Here is a 20,889-nt window from a genome sequence, read left to right on the forward strand (position 1 = left end):
GGTCCGCGGGGTCGTCACGGTTGGCCCAGGCTGCGGCGGTGGGTCGGGGAGAGCCGCCAGCCATGCTCGTCGTGTTCGACGAGGTCGGCCTCGGCGAGGGTTTCGAGGCACTCGTGGACCGTCTCCAGGTCGAGGGCTGCCGTGGCCGCGATCCGCTCGGGGCGGGCCGGCCGGAGCAGAGGGACCGCGTCGAGGGTCCGGCGTACCTCCAGGTCGAAGCCGTCGGTCGGATTGGCGGGCGCTTGCGGGTAGCTGGTCAGCTGGTGGCCGATCGGGGCGATCGCTTCCAGGATGTCCGGGACCGACGTGACCAGCAGGCCGTTGCGTTCCCGGACCAGGACGTGGACGCCTTCTGACATCCGCGACGTGATGGGCCCGGGGACGGCGAGGACCGCGCGGCCGCACTGCTCGGCCCAGCCGGCCGTGTTGAGAGCGCCGCTGCGGACCGCCGCCTCGACGACCACCGTGCCGAGGGTGCTCGCGGCGATGAGTCTGTTGCGGGCCAGAAAACGAAGCTTGGTGGGGGAGCAGCCCGGTGGAAGCTCGCTGACCAGGAGGCCTTCGGCGGCGATGCGGTCGAAGAGGTTGGTGTTGGCCTTCGGGTAGCAGACGTCGACGCCGCACGCGAGGACGGCGAGCGTGATCCCCGAACCAGCCAGCGCACCGCGGTGCGCGGCCGCGTCGATGCCGTAGGCGCCGCCGGACACGACCGCGACCCCTTTGTCGCTGAGCCCGGCCGCCAGCTCCGCGGCCGCGTGTTCGCCGTACGACGAGCAGGCGCGGGCGCCGACCAGGGCGACAGACGTCTCCAGGCTTTGGCGGAGGTCGGCCTCGCCGCGGACCCAGAGGCCGAACGGGACCCCGCCTCGGCGGTTCTGCTGGCCGGCGTGTTCGAGGACCTCGACCTGGGTGGGCCACTCGTCGTCGCCGGGGATCACGAAGCGGGCGCCTGCGTCGGCGGCGCGTTGGAGATCCCGCTCCGGGTCGGTCTCGGCGAGGCGGCCGGCCCAGCGTTCGAGGCCGGGGGCGCCGGTCTGGAGCAGCTCCCAGGTCTCCGCCGCGGAGAGACCGACGAATGCTTCGAGGGCAGCCGGGTCGCCGGGCTCGATCACGCGGGACAGCCCGGCCCGCGCGAGCCGCTCGGCGTCAGCACCCGGTGCCGCAGGCCGGTCGTCGGCGGAGGTAGGTGGCCCGGGCGGGAGGTGCTGCGGGGAGGCAGGACGAACGAGGACAGCGGCCGGCGGGCGGTCGTCGAGGACGGACGTGGCGATGGGTGAGGCAGGGAGTTCGGGCGCGACGGTTGTCGTGACGTCTGATGGGGCGTCGTCGGTGGCAGCCGACCAGGTGTGCTCGCGGGCGGTGGTCGGGGCCGGCGCAGGGTCGAGGGCGGTGGTGGCTCGCGGGTGCGGGTCGAGCGCGGTGGCGGTGGCGGTGTGCAGGATCGGGTGGGGGCGGTGGGGCCAGGTCGGGAGGCTGTTGGTGGTCATGCTGCGCTTCCTCGGAGGGGGCGGGTGTTGGTCAGGGGCGTGAGAGGGCTGCCGTTGCGGAGCTGGGTGGCTTCATGGGTGAGGTCTTCGGTCGGCTGGTCCTGGCCGGCCAGATCGGCGAGGGTCCAGGCGACGCGGGCCACGCGGTCGAGGCCTCGGGCGGTGAGACGGCCCTCGGCGTACTGGGCTTCCAGGAGGGCCTGGCTGGGGGCGTCGAGTGGGTAGTCGCGGCGCAGGATGGGGCCGGGGACCTGGCTGTTGAGGCGCCACGGGGTGTTGCGGTAGCGGACGGCCTGGCGGTCGCGGGCGAGTTGGACCCGGGCCGCGACCTCGGCGGTGGACTCGGGGCGTTCGTCGGTGCCGAGGCCGCGGGCCGCTGGGAGGATCTGGCGCTGGATGTCCATCCGGTCCTTGATCGGGCCGCTGATGCGCTGGCGGTACCGGTTCAGGACTTGTGGGGTGCAGGTGCAGACGCCGGTCGGGGTGCCGGACTGTCCGCAGGGGCACGGGTTCGCGGCGAGGACCAGGAGGAACCGCGCCGGGAACTTCGCGACGGCCTGCGCGCGGTGGACCTCGATGAAGCCGGACTCGAGCGGCTGGCGGAGCGTGTCCAGCGTGAGCGGATGCATCTCGGGCGCCTCGTCGATGAAGAGGATGCCGCGGTGGGCACAGCTGATCGCGCCCGGCCGAGGCATACCCGAACCGCCGCCGACCAGGCTCGCCAAGGACGCGGTGTGGTGCGGCGCGATGAACGGCGGCCGGACGACGAGCTCCGCGTCGCTGGTGAGCAGACCGGCCAGCGAATGCACGGCCGAGACCTCCAGCGATTCGTCGGTGCCGAGATCGGGCATCAGGCCGGCCAGCCGTTCGGCAAGCATCGTCTTCCCGGAACCAGGTGGTCCGTGCAGGTACAGGTGGTGTCCACCGGCGGCGGACGCCTCGATCGCGCGGCGGCCCTCGCGTTGGCCGAGGACGTCGTCGAGGTCGACCTCGGGGACACGGGTGAGCGACTCGGACATCAGCCGTGGCTCCGCCCGGGGCGCCAGCTCGTCGGGGATCTCCTCACCCCGCAGCATCGCGAGGACCTGGCGCAGCGAGCGGACGCCGTACACGTCGATGCCGGGGACCAGGCGGGCCTCACCGGCGTTGAGCTCGGGGACGACGATCCGGGCGAAACCGGACCGGGCGGCGGCCAGCGTCATCGCCAGCGCGCCGCGGACCTCACGGACCCGGCCGTCGAGTCCGAGCTCGCCGATCATCGCCACCTGTCGCAGATCCTGGAAGTCGAGGACACCATGGGCCGCGAGCAACGAACAGGCGATGGCGACGTCGTAGTGCGACCCCGTCTTGGGCAAGGTGGCCGGGCTGAGGCCGATCGTCACCTTGCGGTCGGGGAACCGCTCGCCGCTGTTGACGACGGCGGCGCGGACGCGGTCACGGGCCTCCGTGAGCGAGGCGTCGGGGAGACCGATCAGCGTGGTCTTCGGCAGGCCCTGCGCGATGTCGGCCTCGACCTCCACCAGGTGACCTTCGAGGCCGACCAGGGCCACCGACCAGGCCCGGGCGAGCGACATCAGGCCACGCCCCGGACGTGGTCGACGGTCGCCTTGCCGTCACGGGGGACGAGGATCGCGACCACGTCGATCCGGACGTGGTCCGGGCGCAGGTCGTGGTCGCGCAGCCAGTGCCCGACGAGCTCGCGGAGCTTGCTGAGCTTGCGATACGTGATCGACTCCAAAGGGCTGCCGTAGCCGAGACCGCGGCGGGTCTTGACCTCGCAGACCACCAGGGTGTCGCCGTCCCGGGCGACGATGTCGATCTCGCCGGCCGCGCAGCGCCAGTTGCGCTCCAGGATCGCGAAGCCTGCGTTCGCGAGATGTTCCGCGGCGAGCTGTTCGCCGTACTGCCCGACTGCATCCTTGGTCCGCATCGATGACCACCTCCGGCTAAGAACATGCCGGGATCACGACGGTCTTCGGCGGCCGATCTTCCGCCTGTGGAGAACTTTGTTGCCCTCAACAACAGAACCGCCCGGCCGCGCCAGCTGGCGCTACCGGGCGGAGGAGAACCGGGGGCGGTCGTCGTCGTGCCGGGAGATCAGTTCCGCATGTGTTTACCGCGGGTTGGTCTTGGTGGAGTGCGGACGGCCCGCAGTTCGGGGTCGGGCTCGCTGGTACGGACGGCCTGCAGGCCACCGGTCCCGGGATCGGTGTCGCCGACCTCGAAGTCCCAGCTCTCCTCGTTGGCGAGCCGGCTGTGCCAGCGACCGTAGAGACCGTAGATCGCCAGTCCCAGCAGCATCCAGACACCGAACTTCACCCAGGTGCTCGTCTTCAGGTTGAGCATCAGCCACACCGTCGCGGCCAGTGACAGCAGCGGGATCAGCGGCACCATCGGCACCCGGAAGCCACGCTCCAGGTCCGGCTCGGTGCGCCGGAGCCGGAGGACGCCGATCGCGCAGAACGCGAAGCAGAACAGGGCACCGATGACGAGCAGCTCCTCCAGGTCCAGCACGCCTGGGTAGAGCGTCAGCGCGACGGCAGCGAGGCCCGCCGCGGTCGCCGCGCGAGCCGGCGAGGAGTACACCCGGCTGACCCGGCCGAGGCTCTTCGGCAGCAGGCCGTCGCGGCCCATGTTGAACAGGACGCGGCTCTGCGCGATCAGGACCACCATGATCACGGTCATCAACGCGAGCAGGGCCCCGAGATTAACCACGTCCGCGGCCCAGCCGACGCCGACCGTGTCGAGCGCCTCCGACACCGGTGCACCACCGCCGAGCTCGGCGTACGGCCGGAGACCGACCAGCACGACGGCCATCGCGACGTACAGGATCGTGACGGCGCCGACGCCGAGCAGCATGCCCTGCGGGACCGTCTTGCGCGGGTTGCGGGCGTCCTCGGACGCGGTGGCGATCAGGTCGAAACCGATGAAGGCGAAGACGATCGAGCTGGCGGCGGTGAAGATGCCCATCACCCCGAAGGCGCCGAACGAGGAGTCCAGGATCCAGCCCAGCAACGTCGGGCTGGCGGTCGCGGGCGCGGCCCGGGCCATCGGGACGAACGGCTCGAAGTTCTCCGGCTTGATGTGCGTCGCGCCGATGATGACGACCAGCACGATCACGGCGACCTTGGCCAGCACGACCACGGTGAGCACGCGGGCCGACAACTTGGTGCCGGTGACGATCATCGCGGTCAGCAGCAGCAGGAGCAGCGGGGCGACCAGGTTGACCTTGGCGTCCGGCCCGAAGAACTGCGCGAGTCCCGCGGGGATGCTGACGCCGAATCCGTTCAGGGTGGCGAGAAAGTACGCCGACCAGACCCGCGCGACGATCGCGGCCGCGGTGACCAGTTCCAGCACGAGGGCCCAGCCGACCAACCAGGCCCAGGCTTCGCCGAAGGTGACGTAGCTGAACGTGTAGGCGCTGCCCGAGACGGGGATGGTGGAGGACAGTTCCGCGTAGCAGGCGGCGGCGAGGACGCAGACGATGGCTGCGATGACGAACGAGAGGATCACGGCAGGACCGGCCACGGTGGCGGCCTGCTTGCCGCTCAGGCTGAAGATGCCGGACCCGATCATCACGCCGAGTCCGAGCACGACGAGGTCGCGCCGTCCGAACAGACGCGGCAGGCGGTGCCGCGCGTCCTCGACTCGAGTGAACGCCGACTCGACCGGCAGGCGCCGGCCTACGGTCTGTCCGTTCGCTGAGGGGGCCATGGTCAGGGGTGCCTCCGTTGCTACTAGGGCAATCGGGCCGAACAGTAGTCGACCTGTGGGCTGTGGACCAGACCTCCTCGTCTCGGCCACCGCGCGGTGGCTTGCGGTGCCGGGCCCACTCCCGCATGGTCAGGACATGGCCCCGGACGCTGTCAGCCCGAATCCCCACCTGGCGGAGAGTTTCGCTGTGTTACTGGCTGACTACGCAAGGCATCTGACGGCGGAAAGAGACCTCAGCGAGCATTCGGTGCGAGCGTATCTCGGAGACGTCTCGGATTTACTCGAACATTTGACTCGTCTTGGTCACGATGAGCTGAACAGTCTGGACATCCGCGGGCTGCGGTCCTGGCTGGCCAAGCAACAAAGCCTCGGCAAGTCCCGCAGCACGATGGCGCGTCGCGCGACGGCCGCCCGGGTCTTCACCGCGTGGGCGCAACGCACGGGACGGATCGAGACCGACCCCGGCGCGCTGCTCGCCAGCCCGAAACCGCACAAGAGCCTGCCCGGCGTCCTCGGCCAGGTCGACACCCGTGCGGTCCTCGATGCCGCCGCGGTGGCCGCGGACGACGGAAGCCCGGTCGGCCTGCGCGATCTCGCGATCATGGAACTCCTCTACGCGACCGGCATCCGGGTCGGCGAACTCTGCGGCCTCGACATCGACGACGTGGACACGTCCCGTCGGGTGGTCCGCGTCTTCGGCAAGGGCCGCAAGGAACGGTCCGTCCCGTACGGCGTGCCGGCGGGAGCCACCCTGGACACCTGGCTCGCGGTGCGGCCGCGGCTGGTCCGTGAGGGGAGCGGGCCGGCCTTGTTCCTCGGGGCGCGGGGCGGGCGGATCGATCAGCGGGCGGTGCGTCGCGTCGTCCATGCGCGGATCGAGGCCGTGGACGCGCCGGACCTGTCGCCGCACGGGTTGCGGCATACGGCGGCGACGCATCTGCTGGAAGGCGGGGCGGATCTGCGCAGTGTGCAGGAACTGCTCGGCCATGCCTCGTTGGCGACGACGCAGATCTACACGCACGTGTCGGGGGATCGGTTGCGGCGCGCGTACGAGCAGGCGCATCCCCGCGCCTGAAAGCTGCGCGAAGACGCGGGTGGATGCGGGTGGTTGGGCAGCCGATGCGGCAGACTGCGGGGCATGCGGGTTTCGGCTAAGTCTGACTATGCGCTGCGGGCGCTGATCGAGATCACCCAGCGGTGGGTGGCGAACGACCCGGCTGTCGTGTCGGCCGAGGAGCTGAGCCGGGCGCAGGCGATTCCGCACGGCTTCCTGCAGGGGATCCTGGCCGATCTGCGGCGGGCCGGGATCCTGTCCAGCCAGCGGGGTCAGTCCGGGGGATGGCGGCTGGCGGTCGATCCGAACGAGATCTCCGTCGCCGACGTGATGCGGGCCGTCGACGGCCCGATCGTCAGCATCTCGGGCGTTCGGCCGGAGAGCGTGGACTACAACGAGCGCGCGGTCGTGCTGCAGCGCGTCTGGATCGCGGCGCGGGCGAGTCTGCGGGACGTGTTGGAGCACACGACCCTGACCGACCTTGCCAAGGGCAAGCTGCCGTCGGTGGTGGAGAAGCGCTCGAAGGACGAGGACGCCTGGCAGGCTCGCGTCCCCGGGAGCTGACCTTCGCCCGACCGCTGGGTGTGAAGACAGAAGGGTGGGCATCAGTGCCGCCTGATCATCAGGGCCGTACCGATGGTGAGGATCGCGGCCGCGCCGACGACGACCGCGCCCGGACCGCCACCCGCGGTCGGGTTGCCACTTGCTGCAGGCATGACGGCAGGCGGGCCGCCTGCTGAGCTTGCCGGCAGCGGTGCCGTGAGGTGCGGTGGCGGTGGACCACTGGGTCTCTGCGGGCCGGTCGTGGTCAGGGGGAGCAGGCGGACCGGGGAATCCGGGAGCAAGGTCAGCGGGTCGAGATAGATCTCTCCTCGGCGTAGACCCCAATGGAGGCAGGCCGCGGGGGCACAGTGGGAGGCGGCTGCCGAGAGGTGACCGAGGAGCTGGCCCAGCCGGACCTCGGTCCCGACCGCGACGGTGGCGATCACCGGTTCGTAGGTCGTACGGAGCGGGCCGGTGGAGACGACGACCACGCCGCGGCCGGCCAGCGGACCGGCGTACGTGACGCGGCCGGCGGTGGCGGCGCGGACCGGTTGGCCGGGAGTACCGGCCAGGTCGACGCCGCGGTGGCCGGGGAGCCAGGGCTGGGCGGGCAGGTCGAAGGCGTGGACGATGCGGGGTCTGGGCTGGAGCGGCCAGCCGGCGGGCGTAGGCGCGCCGGCGGCCGGCGTGGGGGAGAACAGCAGCCACACCAGTCCCAGGAGCGCCAGGAATCCTGTCTGCTTCATGCGGGAAAGATGCCGTCGGAACGCCGCGCCGGACCGGACGATCTGCGGCCTGTGGACAACCGGGGAGGCCGGTTCGACCGTCAGGCGCTCTCTCCCGTAGACTTGCTGTGGCGTCCCACCCCGGTGGGACGACTTCGCACGCCCGCACACACCCGAACCCCATCGGTCCCGGCTCGCCGGGAAGGGATTCGCGCGGGCGTCAGGCGCGGCGGACCACCCCGGTCCACCGCGGGACAACCGAGCAATGCGCCGGTACGGATCGAGCGATCCGGCCAGGCGCGACAGGAGGAACCACCTCATGGCCGTCGTGACCATGAAGCAGCTGCTCGAGAGCGGCGTCCACTTCGGGCACCAGACCCGTCGCTGGAACCCGAAGATGAAGCGATTCATCTTCACCGAGCGCAACGGCATCTACATCATCGACCTGCAGCAGTCGCTGTCGTACATCGACCGGGCGTACGAGTTCGTCCGCTCCACGGTCGCGTCCGGCGGGACCATCCTGTTCGTCGGGACCAAGAAGCAGGCCCAGGAAGCGATCGCCGAGCAGGCGACCCGGGTCGGCATGCCGTACGTGAACCAGCGCTGGCTGGGCGGCATGCTCACCAACTTCCAGACGGTGAACAAGCGGCTCCAGCGGCTCAAGGAGCTCGAGCTCATCGACTTCGACGACGTGGCCGCCTCCGGCGTCACCAAGAAGGAGCTGCTGCAGAAGCGTCGCGAGCACGACAAGCTGCTCAAGACCCTCGGCGGTATCCGCGACATGGCCCGGGTTCCCTCGGCCGTGTGGATCGTCGACACCAAGAAGGAGCACCTCGCCGTCGACGAGGCGCGCAAGCTGAAGCTGCCGATCATCGGCATCCTGGACACCAACTGCGACCCGGACGAGGTCGACTTCCCGATCCCGGGCAACGACGACGCGATCCGCTCGGTCGGCCTGCTGACCCGCGTGGTCGCCGACGCCGTGGCCGACGGCCTGATGGGCCGCTCGGGTCAGGGCGCCGCCGCCGCCGGTGAGGAGCTGGGCGCCGAGGAGCCGCTGGCCGCCTGGGAGCGGGAGCTGCTGGAGAGCCAGAACGCCGCCGCTGCCGCTCCGGCCGCGAAGGCCGACGCCCCGGCTGCCGACGCCGCTCCGGCCGCTGACGCTGCCCCGGCCGCCGAGGCCGAGGCTGCTCCGGCCGCCGACGCCGACGAGGCCCCGGCGCCGGTCGCCGAGTCCGCCGCGGTCGCCGAGACCATCGCGAAGGCCGACGACACCCCGGTCGAGGGCACCGAGGCCCCGAAGACCGAGGCCTGATCCGGCCCCACGCCGCCAGGACACGCCGGCCGCCGTACGCGGTGGCCGGCACCGGCCCGGCAGCGGTTCCAACCACCCAGCTGACGCAGCGAGAAGACGAGAGAACGAGGAATGGCGAACTACACCGCCGCTGACGTGAAGAAGCTCCGCGACGCTACCGGCGCGGGCATGATGGACGCGAAGAAGGCGCTCGAGTCGACCGACGGCGACTTCGAGAAGGCGATCGAGGAGCTGCGCATCAAGGGCGCGGCCAAGGCCGCCAAGCGTGGCGCCGAGCGCTCCGCCACCAACGGCCTGGTGGCCGCCGCGGAGAACGCCCTGGTCCAGCTCAACTGCGAGACCGACTTCGTCGCCAAGAACGAGCAGTTCCAGCAGCTCGCCGCCGACATCGTCGCGCACGCCGCGGCCAGCAAGGTCGGCGACATCGAGGGCCTGCTGGGCGAGAAGCTGGCCGACGGCAAGAGCGTCGCCGAGAACATCGAGGCGCTGGCCGCGGTCATCGGCGAGAAGCTCGAACTGGCCCAGGTCGCCGTGTTCGACGGCCAGGTGACGGCGTACATGCACAAGCGCGCCGCGGACCTGCCCGCCCAGGTCGGCGTGCTGGTCGAGTTCGAGGGCGACAACGTGGAGGCCGCCCGCGGCGCCGCGATGCAGGCCGCCGCGATGCGTCCGCTCTACACCACCCGCGACGAGGTCCCGGCCGAGACGGTCGAGAACGAGAAGCGGATCGCCGAGGCGACCGCTCGCGAGGAGGGCAAGCCGGAGCAGGCGCTGCCGAAGATCGTCGAGGGCCGGGTCAACGGCTTCTTCAAGGACGTCGTGCTGCTCGAGCAGCCGTCGGTCCAGGAGAGCAAGAAGACCGTCAAGGCCGTGCTCGACGAGGCCGGCGTGACCGTGAAGCGGTTCGCCCGGTTCGAGATCGGCGCCTGACAGGTCGGTTCGAGCACCGACCGCATCACCCCAACGACCGAGGAGGCCGGAATCGTGACGGAAACCCTGAGTACCGAGACGAGACCGGCCTCTTCGCCGTTCGATCCGGCCTACCACCGGGTGCTGCTGAAGCTGTCGGGTGAGGTGTTCGGCGGCGGCAAGCTGGGCGTCGACCCCGACGTGGTGAACTCGATCGCCAAGCAGATCGCCGAGGTGGTCCGCGCCGGGGTCCAGGTCGCCGTGGTCGTCGGCGGCGGAAACTTCTTCCGCGGCGCCGAGCTCCAGCAGCGCGGTATGGAGCGGAACCGCGCCGACTACATGGGCATGCTCGGCACCGTGATGAACTGCCTGGCGCTGCAGGACTTCCTGGAGAAGCTGGGCGTGGAGACCCGGGTCCAGACCGCCATCACGATGGGCCAGGTCGCCGAGCCGTACATCCCGCGCAAGGCCGACCGGCACCTGGCCAAGGGCCGCGTGGTGATCTTCGGCGCCGGCTCCGGGATGCCGTACTTCTCCACCGACACCGTGGCCGCGCAGCGCGCGCTGGAGATCGGTGCCGAGGCATTGCTGATGGGCAAGCAGGGCGTCGACGGGGTCTACGACTCCGACCCGAAGAAGAACCCGGACGCGGTGAAGTTCGATCAGCTCTCCTACGACGACTTCCTGGCCCGCGGGCTGCGGGTCGCGGACGCCACCGCGATCAGCCTGGCCCGCGACAACGCGTTGCCGATCGTCATCTTCGGCCTGGCCGAGGGCAACATCGCCCGGGTGGTCCGGGGCGAGAAGCTCGGGACGGTCGTCGCCCCCGGCTGACGAGCCGTCCTCCGGCCGCCGGGCCGGATTCCCCCGCACGGCCACGGAGCCGGACAGCTGAGCACGGTCGGTGACGGCCGGCCGGTGTCCAGGCACTAGGATCGTGCGAAACGCGGGCTTCGGGCCCGTCGTCTGGTAGACCAGCGTTCGTAGGGTTGTCAGTGGCCGCATCGACGCGGCCCCGAGGAAGCGAGGAATGTCGTGATCGACGAAGCACTCCGCGAAGCCGAGCAGAAGATGGCGAAGGCCGTGGAGGTCGCCAAGGACGACTTCGCGGCGATCCGCACCGGCCGGGCGCACCCGCAGATGTTCGCGAGCCTCACGGCCGACTACTACGGCACCCCGACGCCGCTGCAGCAGCTGGCCGGTTTCCAGGTGCCCGAGCCGCGGACCGTGCTCATCTCGCCGTACGACAAGGGCGCGATGGTCGCGATCGAGAAGGCGATCCGCGACTCCGACCTGGGGGTGAACCCAGGCAACGACGGCGCGGTGATCCGGGTGGTCATGCCGCAGCTCACCGAGGAGCGGCGCAAGGAGTACATCAAGCTCGCGAAGACCAAGGCCGAGGAGGCCAAGGTCTCGATGCGCAACATCCGCCGGCACGCGATGGACCAGGTGCACAAGACCGTCAAGGACGGCGATGCGGGCGAGGACGAGGGCAAGAGTGCTGAGAAGCGCCTCGACGGGTTGACGAAGAAGTACGTCGACTCGATCGACGAGCTGCTCAAGCACAAGGAAGCCGAACTGCTCGAGGTGTGATGGACCTCGACCAGAGCACGCCCGCGCCGAGCCGCGCCGGGCGCAACCTGCCCGCGGCCATCGCGGTCGGAGTCGGTCTCGGTGCGATCATCGTCGGCTCGCTGTTCTGGCAGAAGGTCCTCTTCGTCTTCGTCGTCCTGGCCACCGTGCTGGTGGCCGTCGACGAGATGATCCGCGCCCTGCGGACCGGGGGCGCGGTGATCCCGCGGATCCCGTTGCTGGCCGGGACGACGGCGATGCTGCTGGCCGCGTACTTCGGTGGCCCGATGGCGCTGCTGGTCGCGCTGGCGCTCACCGTGCTGGCCACGATCTTCTGGCGGATGCCGGGGGGTTCGATCGGGTTCGTCCGCGACGTCAGCGCCGGCGCGTTCCTGATCGGGTACGTGCCGATGCTGGCCGGGTTCGCGATCCTGCTGGTCCAGCCGGACGCCGACGGCCCGCAGCGGGTGGTGACGTTCTTCCTCGTGGTGGTGGCCAGCGACGTCGGTGGGTATGCGGTCGGCGTCCTGTTCGGCAAGCACCCGATGGCGCCGACGATCAGCCCGAAGAAGTCGTGGGAAGGGTTCACCGGATCCACCCTGGCCTGTATCGGCGCCGGCATCGGCTCGGTGGTGTGGCTGCTCGACGGGGACTGGTGGGCCGGCGCGATCGTCGGGGCGGTGGCAGTGGTCACGGCCACGCTCGGCGACCTCGGCGAGTCGATGATCAAGCGCGATCTGGGCATCAAGGACATGTCGAACCTGCTGCCCGGTCACGGCGGGGTGATGGACCGGCTGGATTCCTTGCTGGCAACGGCTCCCGCGGTCTGGCTGCTGCTGCACCTCCTGGTCTGACGGCGCCCACAATCGGTTTGACCTGGTCGCCCGGGCGAGGTTGGCTGGCCGCATGACCATCGCTCCCGACGGCCGCTCCCTGGCCGGCGACGTCGTCCGTCTCGACCGGTTCGTTGCCGACGACATCGAATCCCTGTACGCCGCGATCGCGGACGAGCGCGTCTACGCGGGCGGCTTCGGCGGCGGGCCTGCCGCTTTGCCGGCCGACGTGGACCAGATGCGGACCCAGTGGATCGGCGCGACCACCCAACGGACGGCGTACGTGGTCCGGCTGGCCGGCGACAGCGAACTCGGGGCCGCGGGCACCGTTGTCGGGACTACGAGTCTCGGCGACGTGGATCTGGCCAACGAGAGCGTCCACCTCGGCTGGACCGGTTACGCGCCCGCCGTCTGGGGGACCGCGGTCAACCCGGCCTGCAAGTACCTGGTGCTGCGGCACGCGTTCGAGGACTGCGGGTTCGAGCGGGTGAAGATCCAGACCGGCCACGTGAACACGCGGTCCCAGGCCGCGATCGCCAAGCTGGGCGCGACCCGTGAGGGCGTTCTGCGGCACCACAAGAAACAGGCCGACGGTTCCTGGCGGGACACCGTGGTGTTCTCGATCCTCGCCGACGAGTGGCCGGACGTCAGCAAGCGCCTGCTGGACCGGATCAACCGCTGACGGGTGACCTCAGTTCGGCGAGCTCGGCCAGCGCCGCGTACGAGGCCAGCAGGTCCGCCCGGTCGTAGGTGTTGGTGGTGACCAGCACCTCGTCCGCCGCGGTCCGCCGGACGAGTCCACCGAGCGCGTTCTCGACCTCACCCGGTGTTCCGTAGATCTGCCCCTGCAGCGACTGCTCGAAGAAGCCGCGCTCCTTCTCGGTCAGTTCGAGCCGCAGCACCTCGTCGACGGATCGCAACGGCGGGAAGACGCCACGGGTTCGCGAATGCGCACTCGCCCACGCCTCGGGCAGCAGTAGCCGCCTAGCCTCGGCCGTCGACGACGCCACGGCCACCGTGGCCGCCAGGACGACGTACGGTCGGTCCGCCCACTCCGAAGGGCGGAACTCCGCGCGGTACCGAGCGAGCCAGCCGAGCAATTCCGCCTCGCCCCGTGCACCGGCGATCACCAGCGGCAGGCCGAGCGAGGCAGCAAGGAGCGCACCTTCACCGACGGCGAGGACGTACGGCGGTACGCGCAGGCCCTCACCTGGTCGGGCGTGGACCTGCGGGTGGTTGGTCTGGGTACCGGTGAAGTACCCGAGCAACTCGCTCACCTGATCGGCGAAGTCGTCGACGGCATCCTTGTCGACACCGAGGGCGCGGCGGATCCCGTTCGTGAAGCCGACCGAGCGGCCGAGTCCCAGGTCGATGCGATCCGGGAACAGCGATTCGAGGACGCCGAACTGCTCCGCGACCACGAGCGGCCGGTGGTTCGGCAGCATCACGCCGCCCGTCCCGACCCGGATCCGCGTCGTCGCACCGGCCACGGCGGCCGCCAGTACCGTCGGCGCGGAACCCACGACGCCCGGGACGCTGTGGTGCTCGGACACCCAGAACCGGTGGTACCCGAGCTCCTCGACCTGTTGGGCCAGCCGCACCGTCTGGCGCAACGTCTCGGCCTCCGTCTCGCCGACCCGGGTCCGGGATCGATCGAGCACCGACAGCGGGATACCAGCGAGCGGCGAAGTCATGATGCTCAGTGCAACGGCCTGGTGCGAAAGGGCATTCCGCGCCACCCGGATTCCACCAGGATCGAAACCCGGGTGCCGGCTGTGAATCACCGGCTGACCTGCGCAAAGAGCCTCGGTCAGATGTTTCCGCGTATCGCAGTAACGGGGTCAAAGGTTTACAAAGCCGCGACGACCTGGAACCACTAAGGGTGTTGCGGTGACCACGCCGGGTCACCCCTCGAGAGGCTGAGGAGCTGACATGCGTACACATCAGCTGCCGCCCGTGAGGCTCGGGAGGCGCAAGCAGAAGATCACGGCCGCACTCGGCGGTCTGGCCCTGACCGGTGGACTGCTGCTACCGGCCGTACCGGTGCAGGCCGCGCCGCCGGCACCGGTGACCGTCGCCGGCAAAGCGGTACCGGCCGGGGCGTATCGGACGCAGGAGGCGAAGGTCCTCCAGGTCGACTTCCAGTACCAGGAGACCGGGTACTGGTGTGGTCCGGCCGCGACCCGGATCGCCTTGTCGGCCCGGATGTCGCCGCCCAGTCAGGCCGCGCTCGCAGGGCAGCTCAACACCGACGAGGACGGGACCGACTGGATCGGCCAGGTCACCGGAGTGCTGAACAACAACCTCGGCACCGGCTGGTACGAGACCAAGGAGATGCCGAACGACCCGCCCACGCAGGCGCAGCGCGACCTGCTCTGGAACGACATCGTGCTCGACATCGACAACAACTACCCGATCGTCGCGAACATCGTCGCGCCGGCGAACAACCACCCGCCGGGTTACCCGAACTACACGATCTACCACTACTTCACCGTCATCGGCTACGACGCCGCCGACCGCACCGTCCTGATCGCCGACCCGGCCGGCTTCGCCCCCACCGCGACGTACTGGCTCACCTTCGACCAACTCGCCACCCTGATCCCCCCGAAGGGCTATTCCGCCTGAGACCCGCGCCCGGGGCGGGAGACAGGGACCCCATCCCGGGCGTGGCCGGGCTCACGCTGATGTGAATTTGTGAAGGAACCCGCTGCCGGGGGACAATCGAGGACGCTATGACTACCTCCCTGCCCCTCGTTTTCGATGAACCGCGTCGTGCCAAGAAGCCGCCGCGGCACCTGGCCGACCTCAGTGGGGAGGAGCGGAAGGCCGCCGTGGTGGCGCTGGGCGAGCCTGGGTTCCGGGCCAAGCAGCTGTCGAACCACTACTTCTCGCGGCTCACCGCGGACTCTTCCGAGATGACCGACCTGCCCGCAGCGAGCCGGGACAAGTTGGTGGCCGACCTGATGCCGCCGTTGCTGACTCGGGTGCGCGATCTGGAGTGCGACAACGGGCAGACCCGGAAGACGCTGTGGAAGCTGCTCGACGGTTCGCTGGTCGAGTCCGTCCTGATGCGGTACCCGGGTCGCGCCACCATGTGCGTGTCGTCCCAGGCCGGCTGCGGGATGGCGTGCCCGTTCTGCGCGACCGGCCAGGCCGGCCTGACCCGGAACATGACCACCGCGGAGATCGTCGAGCAGGTCGTCGACGGTGCGCGGGCGCTGGCGCGCGGGGAGATCGCGGGCGGGCCGGGCCGGGTGAGCAACATCGTGTTCATGGGGATGGGCGAGCCGATGGCCAACTACAAGGCCGTCATCGGGGCGGTCCGCCGGTTCACCGATCCGTCGCCGGAGGGGCTGGGGATCTCGGCCCGCGGCGTGACCGTGTCCACGGTCGGCCTGGTGCCGCGGATCAACCAGCTGGCCGACGAGGGGATCCCGGTGACGCTGGCGCTGTCGCTGCACGCGCCGGACGACGAGCTGCGCGACGAGCTGGTCCCGATCAACAACCGATGGAAGGTCGACGAGGTCCTCGACGCCGCCTGGGGGTACGCGGAGAAGACCAAGCGGCGCGTCTCGATCGAGTACGCGATGATCCGCGACATCAACGACCACGCCTGGCGCGCCGACCTGCTCGCCGAGAAGCTGCGCGCCCGCGGCGACTGGGGCTGGGTGCACGTCAACCTCATCCCGCTGAACCCGACCCCCGGCTCGAAGTGGACCGCCTCCGACCCGGCCGACGAGCGCGAGTTCGTCCGCCGGCTGCAGGCGGGCGGGGTCTCCACCACGGTCCGGGACACCCGCGGGCAGGAGATCGACGGCGCCTGTGGTCAGCTCGCGGCGGCGGACCGCGCGTGAGCGGGTTCGCGCCGCTGTTCACCAAGGTGAAGTGGCAGGAGGGCTACCAGATGGCCGACGTGGACGAGTTCGTCGCCCGGCTGGAAGCCACCCTCGAGGGCCGGCCGACGGATCGGCCGGTGACCGCCGAGGACGTCCGCAACGTCCAGTTCACCCCGGTGCGCTTCCGCGAGGGGTACTCCGTGGCCGAGGTCGACGCCTTCCTCGAGCAGGCCGAGTCCGCTCTGCGCCGCTGATCCGAATCAGCCGAGGGCGCTGAGCAGCTTCGCCAGCTCGGTGGGCCGGGAGATCATCGGCCAGTGCCCGGTGTCGAGCTCGGCCAGCGTCCACTGTGGCGACTTCAGGTGCGTCAGGACCGTACTGGTCGGGGTCGCGCCGTCGCGGAGGCACTTCAGGTACGTCGTCGGGAGCTCGGTGATCGGGCGCGGGAGCCGGGCCGGTTCCTGGATCGCGCGGCCGGGGTGTGGCGTGGACAGGTCGACGATCCGGGTGATCATCGGCTCGGTCAGGTCCTGGCCCGCGTAGTCCTCGGCGGTCAGCGGCGGCCAGTACCCACCGGCGCGGGCGAGCTGGTCGGTCAGCCACGCGCGCCCTTCCTCGGACCAGCCGTCGGCGAACGAGCAGCCGTCGATCGGGACGTTCGCGTCCACGTAGACCATCCGGCGGAGCCGCTCGCCGATCGCCGCCGCGGCCTGACCGGCCGGGATCCCCGCGTAGCTGTGCCCCGCGAGCACGACGTCGTGGAGATCGTTGTCCTCGACGACCGCGACGATGTCGGCGACGTGCTGCGCCTGACCGACCTCCTCCGCCCCTGGCCCGAACCGGTCCGCCAGCCCCGACAGCGTCACCGCGTACACCCCGTGGCCGTCCGCGCGGAGCAGCCCGGCCACCTCGTCCCACGCCCACGCACCCAGCCAAGCCCCGGGCACCAGTACGAAATTCGCCATGCGGGCGAGGCTAGATCAGCCCGCCGACAGTTTTCGTGCCGTTCTCCGATCGGCAGACTGGCCAGCATGCGTATCGAAGTCAGGCGGTTCGAACAGCGCGACCGCGAGGCCGTTCTCGCCCTGGCGCCGAGGCTGGCGGAGGGCGTCGCGGCCTGGCGGCGGCCCGCGGCGGTCCGGGCGGCCGTCCTCGGCTGGGTCACGGACGCGCTGACCCGGGCCCACGATCCCGGCCGGTTCGTGTTCGTCGCCGAGGTCCGGGGCGAGGTGGCCGGGTTCGTCGCGGGGGAGGAGCGTGACCACTGGTCCGGCGACATCGACCTGTACGTCGGGGAGCTGGCGGTGGCGGCGCGGCGGGAGGGCAAGGGGGTCGGCAAGGCGCTGATGAAGGCGGTCACCCAGCACGCGCGGCAGATCGGCGTCGCGAACGTGACGCTCGAGACCGGAGCCGCCAACCGCGGTGCCCGGAAGTTCTACAAGGCGCTCGGCTTCGAGCCCGAAGACGTCCGGCTGACCAAGACCCTGGCAGACCGGCCGAGGCCCGCGAAAGGCGCGAACTCACGGCAATGACATGATCGACCGGTGAAGATCCTCTCGATCCAGTCCGCGGTGGCCTACGGGCACGTGGGCAACTCGGCGGCGGTGTTCCCCCTGCAGCGCATCGGCGTCGAGGTGCTGCCGGTCTACACGGTCAACTTCTCCAACCACACCGGGTACGGCGCCTGGCGCGGACCGATGATCAGCCCGGACGACGTCCGTGAGGTGCTGCAGGGGATCGAGGACCGCGGGGTGCTCCCGCAGATCGACGTGGTGCTCTCGGGCTACCAGGGCGGCGAGGGGATCGCCGATGTGATCCTGGAGACGGTGAAGCGGGTCAAGGCGGCCAATCCCGCGGCGGTGTACTCCTGCGACCCGGTGATGGGCAACGCGAAGTCCGGCTGCTTCGTCGCGCCGGCGATCCCGGTGCTGCTGCGGGACCGGGTGGTTCCGGCCGCCGACCTCATCACGCCCAACCAGTTCGAGCTGGGCTTCCTGACCGGTACCGAGCCCGACACGCTCGAGTCGACGCTGGCCTCGGTGGAGCTGGTGCGCGCGACCGGACCGCGGACGGTGCTCGTGACGAGCGTCGAGCGGCCCGACCGCGAGGACGGCACGATCGAGATGCTGGCCGTCGGCGACAGCGGGGCGTGGCTCGTGCGGACGCCGTACATCCCGATGAAGGCGAACGGCTCGGGCGACGTCACGGCCGCGCTCTTCACCGCGCACTACCGACGGACCGGCGACCTCGCGGAGGCGCTCGCACGGACGACCTCGAGCGTCTTCGACCTGCTCACCAGCACCCACGAGTCGGGCGAGCGCGAGCTCCAGCTGGTCGAGGCACAGGAGGCGTACGCCAACCCCCGGATGCAGTTCACCCCCGAACGCGTCGCCTAGGTCGTACTCACCAGCTGAGCCGCTTCGGCGATGGAGTCGACCAGGTGGACGGAGGGCTCCATCGCGCGGCCGGCGGCGAGGCCTCGCAGTAGCGGCCAGACCGGCAGGCGGGTGGTCCAGTGCTCCACGCCGACCAGGACCATCGGGATCTGGGTGGCCGGGTCGCCGTAGTAGTTCGGCGTGACGGCCTGGAAGATCTCCTGGACCGTACCGGCCGCGCCGGGCAGGTAGATGATGCCGCCGCGGGCGTGGTTGAGCAGGACGTCCTCGCGCTGGGCGTTGGAGAAGTACTTCGCGATCGCGCTCGCGAACACGTTCGGCGGCTCGTGGCCGTAGAACCAGGTCGGCACCGACACGCCGCCGTCCCCGGGGAACGCCTGCCGCACCTTCATCCCCGCCGAGGCCCAGGCGCCGATCGACGGCCGGAACGACGGCACCTCGGCCAGGATCGACAGCGCCACCTCGACCTCGGCGTCGTCGTACTTCGCGAGCAGGGAGCCCAGGTTCGCCGCCTCCATCGCACCGGGACCGCCACCGGTGGCCACGGTGAGCCCCGAACGGGCCAGGGTCCGGCCGAGCTCGACGGCGGCGCGGTACGTCGCCTCGCCGCGTTCGATCCCGTGACCGCCCATCACGCCGACCCACGGCCGGTCGTCGGGGAGCTCGGCGAGCGCGTCGGCGACCGCGTGATCGTGCAACGCGGCGGCGAGGGTACGGCCGGTGTCACCGCGGACGTCGTGCTGCCGTGACCACGCGTAGATCCGGGCGTCCGGCGTCGACTCGTACCCGGCCGGCAGCCCGTCGTACAGCTCGTCCGCGTCGTACAGGGCGCCGCGGTACGGGTCGAAGGGGAGCTCGGGGATCGTTGGGAAGATCAGGCCGCCGCCGTCCCGGATCCAGCTCTCCGCCTCCTCGGCCAGCGCGCAGCCGAGGAACAGCGAGCCCATCGGCGCCAGCCGCAGCAGCTCCGCGGTCCGGCCGGTCAGGTCGACGGACTGGACCCGCCACCCCGCCATCGACGTCGCGCCGGCCGCCAGGATCCGGTCGAACTGCTCCAACGACTCGAGGTCGACGTGCGGGATGCTCGGCAGAGTCACGGGCAGCACCCTAACGGTCACCCCGGTCAGGCCGGGCGCCCCTGTCAGCCGGGCCCGACATGAGGTATTGCTAGGGCATGACACATGCGGAGCTGTGGGAGCGTCACCAGGCGGTCATGCCCGAGTGGCTGGCCCTGTACTACGAGGAGCCGATCGAGATCGTCAGCGGGTCCGGCCGCCGGGTCACCGACGGTGAGGGCAACAGCTACCTCGACTTCTTCGCCGGCATCCTCACCAACGCGATCGGCTACGACATCGCCGAGATCGCCGAGGCGGTCCGCGAGCAGCTCGCCAGCGGTGTCGTGCACACCTCGACGGTGTACCTGATCCGCCGCCAGATCGAGCTGGCCGAGAAGATCGCGGAGCTGTCCGGGATCCCGTCCGCGAAGGTCTTCTTCACCAACTCCGGCACCGAGGCGAACGAGGCGGCCCTGCTGTTCGCCACCCAGAACCGCCGGTCGAACCAGGTCCTCGCGATGCGCAACTCGTACCACGGCCGCAGCTTCGGCACGATCGCGATCACCGGGCACCGCGGCTGGTCGGCGAGCAGCCTGACCCCGGTCAACGTGCAGTACGTGCAGGGCGCGTACCGCTACCGCAGCCCGTTCCGCGACCTGCCGGACGCGGAGTACATCAAGGTCTGCGTGGACGATCTGCGTCAGGTCATCGACACCACCACGTCCGGTGACGTGGCCTGCCTGATCGCGGAGCCGATCCAGGGTGTCGGCGGGTTCTCCTCCGGGCCGGACGGGTTGTACGCCGCGTTCAAGGAGGTGCTGGACGAGTACGGGATCCTCTTCATCTCCGACGAGGTGCAGACCGGCTGGGGCCGGACCGGCGAGCACTTCTGGGGGATCCAGGCGCACGGGGTCGTGCCGGACGCGATGACGTTCGCGAAGGGCCTCGGCAACGGGTTCGCGATCGGCGGCGTGGTCGCGTCCGCGGACCTGATGGACAGCCTGAGCGCGAACTCGCTGTCCACCTTCGGCGGCAACCCGCTCTCGACCACGGCGGCCAAGGCGACCATCGAGTACCTGCTGGACAACGACCTGCAGGCGAACGCGGTCAAGCGCGGCGCCCAGCTCGCCGACGGGCTGCGCGGGATCTCCGACGAGTTCCCCGAGCTCGGCGACGTCCGCGGCAAGGGCCTGATGCTGGCCGCCGAGATCATCAAGCCGGAGGACCGTACCCCCGACCCGGCCACCACGGCCAAGCTCCAGCAGGAGACCAAGAACCGCGGCCTGTTGATCGGCAAGGGCGGCCTGCACGGCAACGTCCTCCGGATGGCCCCACCGATGACCCTGACCGAGGAAGAAGCCACCGAGGCCCTCGACATCATCCGGGACTCCTTCGACACCCTGCGCTGACAGAACGGCCCTTGGTCACCCCTGGTTCCAAGGTGGCCAAG

Annotated in this window: 22 protein-coding genes; 14 read left to right on the forward strand and 8 right to left on the reverse strand. The window is 70.5% G+C overall.

From position 1 onward, the window contains the following. Positions 1-14 precede the first annotated feature (14 nt). The 4 genes from dprA to FB561_RS37020 form a co-directional block, all read right to left on the reverse strand. Positions 15-1,487 carry a DNA-processing protein DprA gene (dprA, locus tag FB561_RS37005; protein WP_202881031.1) on the reverse strand — a complete coding sequence of 491 codons (1,473 nt, stop codon included), beginning with the start codon at positions 1,485-1,487 and terminating at the stop codon, positions 15-17. Further along, positions 1,484-3,061, reverse strand: a complete 1,578-nt coding sequence (locus tag FB561_RS37010; RefSeq protein ID WP_145814774.1) for a YifB family Mg chelatase-like AAA ATPase — start codon at positions 3,059-3,061, stop codon at positions 1,484-1,486. The genes dprA and FB561_RS37010 overlap by 4 nt, the downstream gene beginning before the upstream one ends. After that, positions 3,061-3,417, reverse strand: coding sequence for a YraN family protein (locus FB561_RS37015; protein ID WP_145814775.1), 357 nt, complete (start codon positions 3,415-3,417; stop codon positions 3,061-3,063). The genes FB561_RS37010 and FB561_RS37015 overlap by 1 nt, the downstream gene beginning before the upstream one ends. Before the next feature lie 167 nt (positions 3,418-3,584). Beyond that, the gene (locus tag FB561_RS37020) at positions 3,585-5,201 is read right to left on the reverse strand and encodes an APC family permease (protein WP_145814776.1); all 1,617 of its coding nucleotides are present in this window, start codon (positions 5,199-5,201) and stop codon (positions 3,585-3,587) included. 136 nt (positions 5,202-5,337) lie between these two features. Here FB561_RS37020 and FB561_RS37025 point away from each other — a divergent pair, with 136 nt between their 5' ends. Then, entirely contained in the window at positions 5,338-6,276 is a 939-nt protein-coding gene (locus FB561_RS37025; protein WP_145814777.1) for a tyrosine recombinase XerC, read from the forward strand. 63 nt (positions 6,277-6,339) lie between these two features. Further along, complete coding sequence (locus FB561_RS37030; RefSeq protein WP_145814778.1) at positions 6,340-6,819, forward strand: RrF2 family transcriptional regulator; 480 nt, start codon at positions 6,340-6,342, stop codon at positions 6,817-6,819. 41 nt (positions 6,820-6,860) lie between these two features. Here FB561_RS37030 and FB561_RS37035 read toward each other — a convergent pair whose 3' ends face one another. After that, positions 6,861-7,544: a murein hydrolase activator EnvC family protein gene (locus FB561_RS37035; RefSeq protein ID WP_145814779.1), complete on the reverse strand. Its 684-nt coding sequence runs from the start codon at positions 7,542-7,544 to the stop codon at positions 6,861-6,863. A 298-nt stretch (positions 7,545-7,842) separates the two neighbouring features. On the opposite strand from FB561_RS37035, the gene rpsB reads away from it, so the two are divergent. The 6 genes from rpsB to FB561_RS37065 all read left to right on the forward strand — a co-directional run bounded on the left by rpsB (position 7,843) and on the right by FB561_RS37065 (position 12,834). Continuing rightward, positions 7,843-8,838: a 30S ribosomal protein S2 gene (gene rpsB, locus FB561_RS37040; protein WP_145814780.1), complete on the forward strand. Its 996-nt coding sequence runs from the start codon at positions 7,843-7,845 to the stop codon at positions 8,836-8,838. A 111-nt stretch (positions 8,839-8,949) separates the two neighbouring features. Further along, positions 8,950-9,768 carry a translation elongation factor Ts gene (gene tsf, locus FB561_RS37045; RefSeq protein ID WP_145814781.1) on the forward strand — a complete coding sequence of 273 codons (819 nt, stop codon included), beginning with the start codon at positions 8,950-8,952 and terminating at the stop codon, positions 9,766-9,768. A gap of 54 nt (positions 9,769-9,822) precedes the next feature. Further along, positions 9,823-10,581 carry a UMP kinase gene (gene pyrH, locus FB561_RS37050; RefSeq protein WP_238335342.1) on the forward strand — a complete coding sequence of 253 codons (759 nt, stop codon included), beginning with the start codon at positions 9,823-9,825 and terminating at the stop codon, positions 10,579-10,581. A 204-nt stretch (positions 10,582-10,785) separates the two neighbouring features. Next, positions 10,786-11,340 carry a ribosome recycling factor gene (gene frr / locus FB561_RS37055; protein WP_202881039.1) on the forward strand — a complete coding sequence of 185 codons (555 nt, stop codon included), beginning with the start codon at positions 10,786-10,788 and terminating at the stop codon, positions 11,338-11,340. Next, positions 11,340-12,173 carry a phosphatidate cytidylyltransferase gene (locus FB561_RS37060; protein ID WP_145814783.1) on the forward strand — a complete coding sequence of 278 codons (834 nt, stop codon included), beginning with the start codon at positions 11,340-11,342 and terminating at the stop codon, positions 12,171-12,173. The genes frr and FB561_RS37060 overlap by 1 nt, the downstream gene beginning before the upstream one ends. Positions 12,174-12,225: 52 nt before the next feature. Then, the gene (locus FB561_RS37065) at positions 12,226-12,834 is read left to right on the forward strand and encodes a GNAT family N-acetyltransferase (RefSeq protein ID WP_145814784.1); all 609 of its coding nucleotides are present in this window, start codon (positions 12,226-12,228) and stop codon (positions 12,832-12,834) included. Here the strand turns inward: FB561_RS37065 and FB561_RS37070 are convergent. Beyond that, positions 12,824-13,846, reverse strand: a complete 1,023-nt coding sequence (locus tag FB561_RS37070; RefSeq protein ID WP_145814785.1) for an LLM class flavin-dependent oxidoreductase — start codon at positions 13,844-13,846, stop codon at positions 12,824-12,826. The genes FB561_RS37065 and FB561_RS37070 overlap by 11 nt on opposite strands. Before the next feature lie 238 nt (positions 13,847-14,084). On the opposite strand from FB561_RS37070, the gene FB561_RS37075 reads away from it, so the two are divergent. The 3 genes from FB561_RS37075 to FB561_RS39080 all read left to right on the forward strand — a co-directional run bounded on the left by FB561_RS37075 (position 14,085) and on the right by FB561_RS39080 (position 16,242). Continuing rightward, on the forward strand, positions 14,085-14,777 hold the full coding sequence (locus FB561_RS37075) for a C39 family peptidase (protein WP_202881032.1): 693 nt from the start codon (positions 14,085-14,087) through the stop codon (positions 14,775-14,777). A 107-nt stretch (positions 14,778-14,884) separates the two neighbouring features. Next, complete coding sequence (rlmN, locus tag FB561_RS37080; protein WP_145814786.1) at positions 14,885-16,006, forward strand: dual-specificity RNA methyltransferase RlmN; 1,122 nt, start codon at positions 14,885-14,887, stop codon at positions 16,004-16,006. Then, entirely contained in the window at positions 16,003-16,242 is a 240-nt protein-coding gene (locus FB561_RS39080) for a DivIVA domain-containing protein (RefSeq protein WP_272952598.1), read from the forward strand. Before rlmN ends, FB561_RS39080 begins: the two co-directional genes overlap by 4 nt. Positions 16,243-16,248: 6 nt before the next feature. Here the strand turns inward: FB561_RS39080 and FB561_RS37090 are convergent, their stop codons facing one another. Further along, the gene (locus FB561_RS37090) at positions 16,249-16,953 is read right to left on the reverse strand and encodes an alpha/beta fold hydrolase (protein ID WP_145814787.1); all 705 of its coding nucleotides are present in this window, start codon (positions 16,951-16,953) and stop codon (positions 16,249-16,251) included. A 66-nt stretch (positions 16,954-17,019) separates the two neighbouring features. Here FB561_RS37090 and FB561_RS37095 point away from each other — a divergent pair, with 66 nt between their 5' ends. Beyond that, complete coding sequence (locus FB561_RS37095) at positions 17,020-17,520, forward strand: GNAT family N-acetyltransferase (RefSeq protein ID WP_145814788.1); 501 nt, start codon at positions 17,020-17,022, stop codon at positions 17,518-17,520. A gap of 12 nt (positions 17,521-17,532) precedes the next feature. Next, positions 17,533-18,384 (forward strand): pyridoxal kinase PdxY, encoded by an 852-nt coding sequence (gene pdxY, locus FB561_RS37100; protein WP_145814789.1) that lies wholly within the window; start codon positions 17,533-17,535, stop codon positions 18,382-18,384. Here the strand turns inward: pdxY and FB561_RS37105 are convergent. Then, positions 18,381-19,481 (reverse strand): LOG family protein, encoded by a 1,101-nt coding sequence (locus FB561_RS37105; RefSeq protein ID WP_202881033.1) that lies wholly within the window; start codon positions 19,479-19,481, stop codon positions 18,381-18,383. The two genes, pdxY and FB561_RS37105, sit on opposite strands and share 4 nt — an antisense overlap. A gap of 77 nt (positions 19,482-19,558) precedes the next feature. Here FB561_RS37105 and FB561_RS37110 point away from each other — a divergent pair, with 77 nt between their 5' ends. Next, positions 19,559-20,848, forward strand: coding sequence for an aspartate aminotransferase family protein (locus tag FB561_RS37110; protein WP_145814790.1), 1,290 nt, complete (start codon positions 19,559-19,561; stop codon positions 20,846-20,848). Positions 20,849-20,889 lie beyond the last annotated feature (41 nt).

The organism is Kribbella amoyensis, from assembly GCF_007828865.1.
GTDB lineage: Bacteria > Actinomycetota > Actinomycetes > Propionibacteriales > Kribbellaceae > Kribbella > Kribbella amoyensis.

Bases quoted from the DNA above. Each gene is read 5' to 3' on its own strand.
- dprA (WP_202881031.1), bottom strand. From the start codon at position 1,487: ATGACCACCAACAGCCTCCCGACCTGGCCCCACCGCCCCCACCCGATC.
- FB561_RS37010 (WP_145814774.1), bottom strand. From the start codon at position 3,061: ATGTCGCTCGCCCGGGCCTGGTCGGTGGCCCTGGTCGGCCTCGAAGGT.
- FB561_RS37060 (WP_145814783.1), top strand. From the start codon at position 11,340: ATGGACCTCGACCAGAGCACGCCCGCGCCGAGCCGCGCCGGGCGCAAC.
- FB561_RS37075 (WP_202881032.1), top strand. From the start codon at position 14,085: ATGCGTACACATCAGCTGCCGCCCGTGAGGCTCGGGAGGCGCAAGCAG.
- FB561_RS37030 (WP_145814778.1), top strand. From the start codon at position 6,340: ATGCGGGTTTCGGCTAAGTCTGACTATGCGCTGCGGGCGCTGATCGAG.
- FB561_RS37090 (WP_145814787.1), bottom strand. From the start codon at position 16,953: ATGGCGAATTTCGTACTGGTGCCCGGGGCTTGGCTGGGTGCGTGGGCG.
- FB561_RS37095 (WP_145814788.1), top strand. From the start codon at position 17,020: ATGCGTATCGAAGTCAGGCGGTTCGAACAGCGCGACCGCGAGGCCGTT.
- FB561_RS37110 (WP_145814790.1), top strand. From the start codon at position 19,559: ATGACACATGCGGAGCTGTGGGAGCGTCACCAGGCGGTCATGCCCGAG.
- FB561_RS37035 (WP_145814779.1), bottom strand. From the start codon at position 7,544: ATGAAGCAGACAGGATTCCTGGCGCTCCTGGGACTGGTGTGGCTGCTG.
- rpsB (WP_145814780.1), top strand. From the start codon at position 7,843: ATGGCCGTCGTGACCATGAAGCAGCTGCTCGAGAGCGGCGTCCACTTC.
- FB561_RS37065 (WP_145814784.1), top strand. From the start codon at position 12,226: ATGACCATCGCTCCCGACGGCCGCTCCCTGGCCGGCGACGTCGTCCGT.
- FB561_RS37025 (WP_145814777.1), top strand. From the start codon at position 5,338: ATGGCCCCGGACGCTGTCAGCCCGAATCCCCACCTGGCGGAGAGTTTC.
- FB561_RS37015 (WP_145814775.1), bottom strand. From the start codon at position 3,417: ATGCGGACCAAGGATGCAGTCGGGCAGTACGGCGAACAGCTCGCCGCG.
- FB561_RS37020 (WP_145814776.1), bottom strand. From the start codon at position 5,201: ATGGCCCCCTCAGCGAACGGACAGACCGTAGGCCGGCGCCTGCCGGTC.
- tsf (WP_145814781.1), top strand. From the start codon at position 8,950: ATGGCGAACTACACCGCCGCTGACGTGAAGAAGCTCCGCGACGCTACC.
- rlmN (WP_145814786.1), top strand. From the start codon at position 14,885: ATGACTACCTCCCTGCCCCTCGTTTTCGATGAACCGCGTCGTGCCAAG.
- FB561_RS37070 (WP_145814785.1), bottom strand. From the start codon at position 13,846: ATGACTTCGCCGCTCGCTGGTATCCCGCTGTCGGTGCTCGATCGATCC.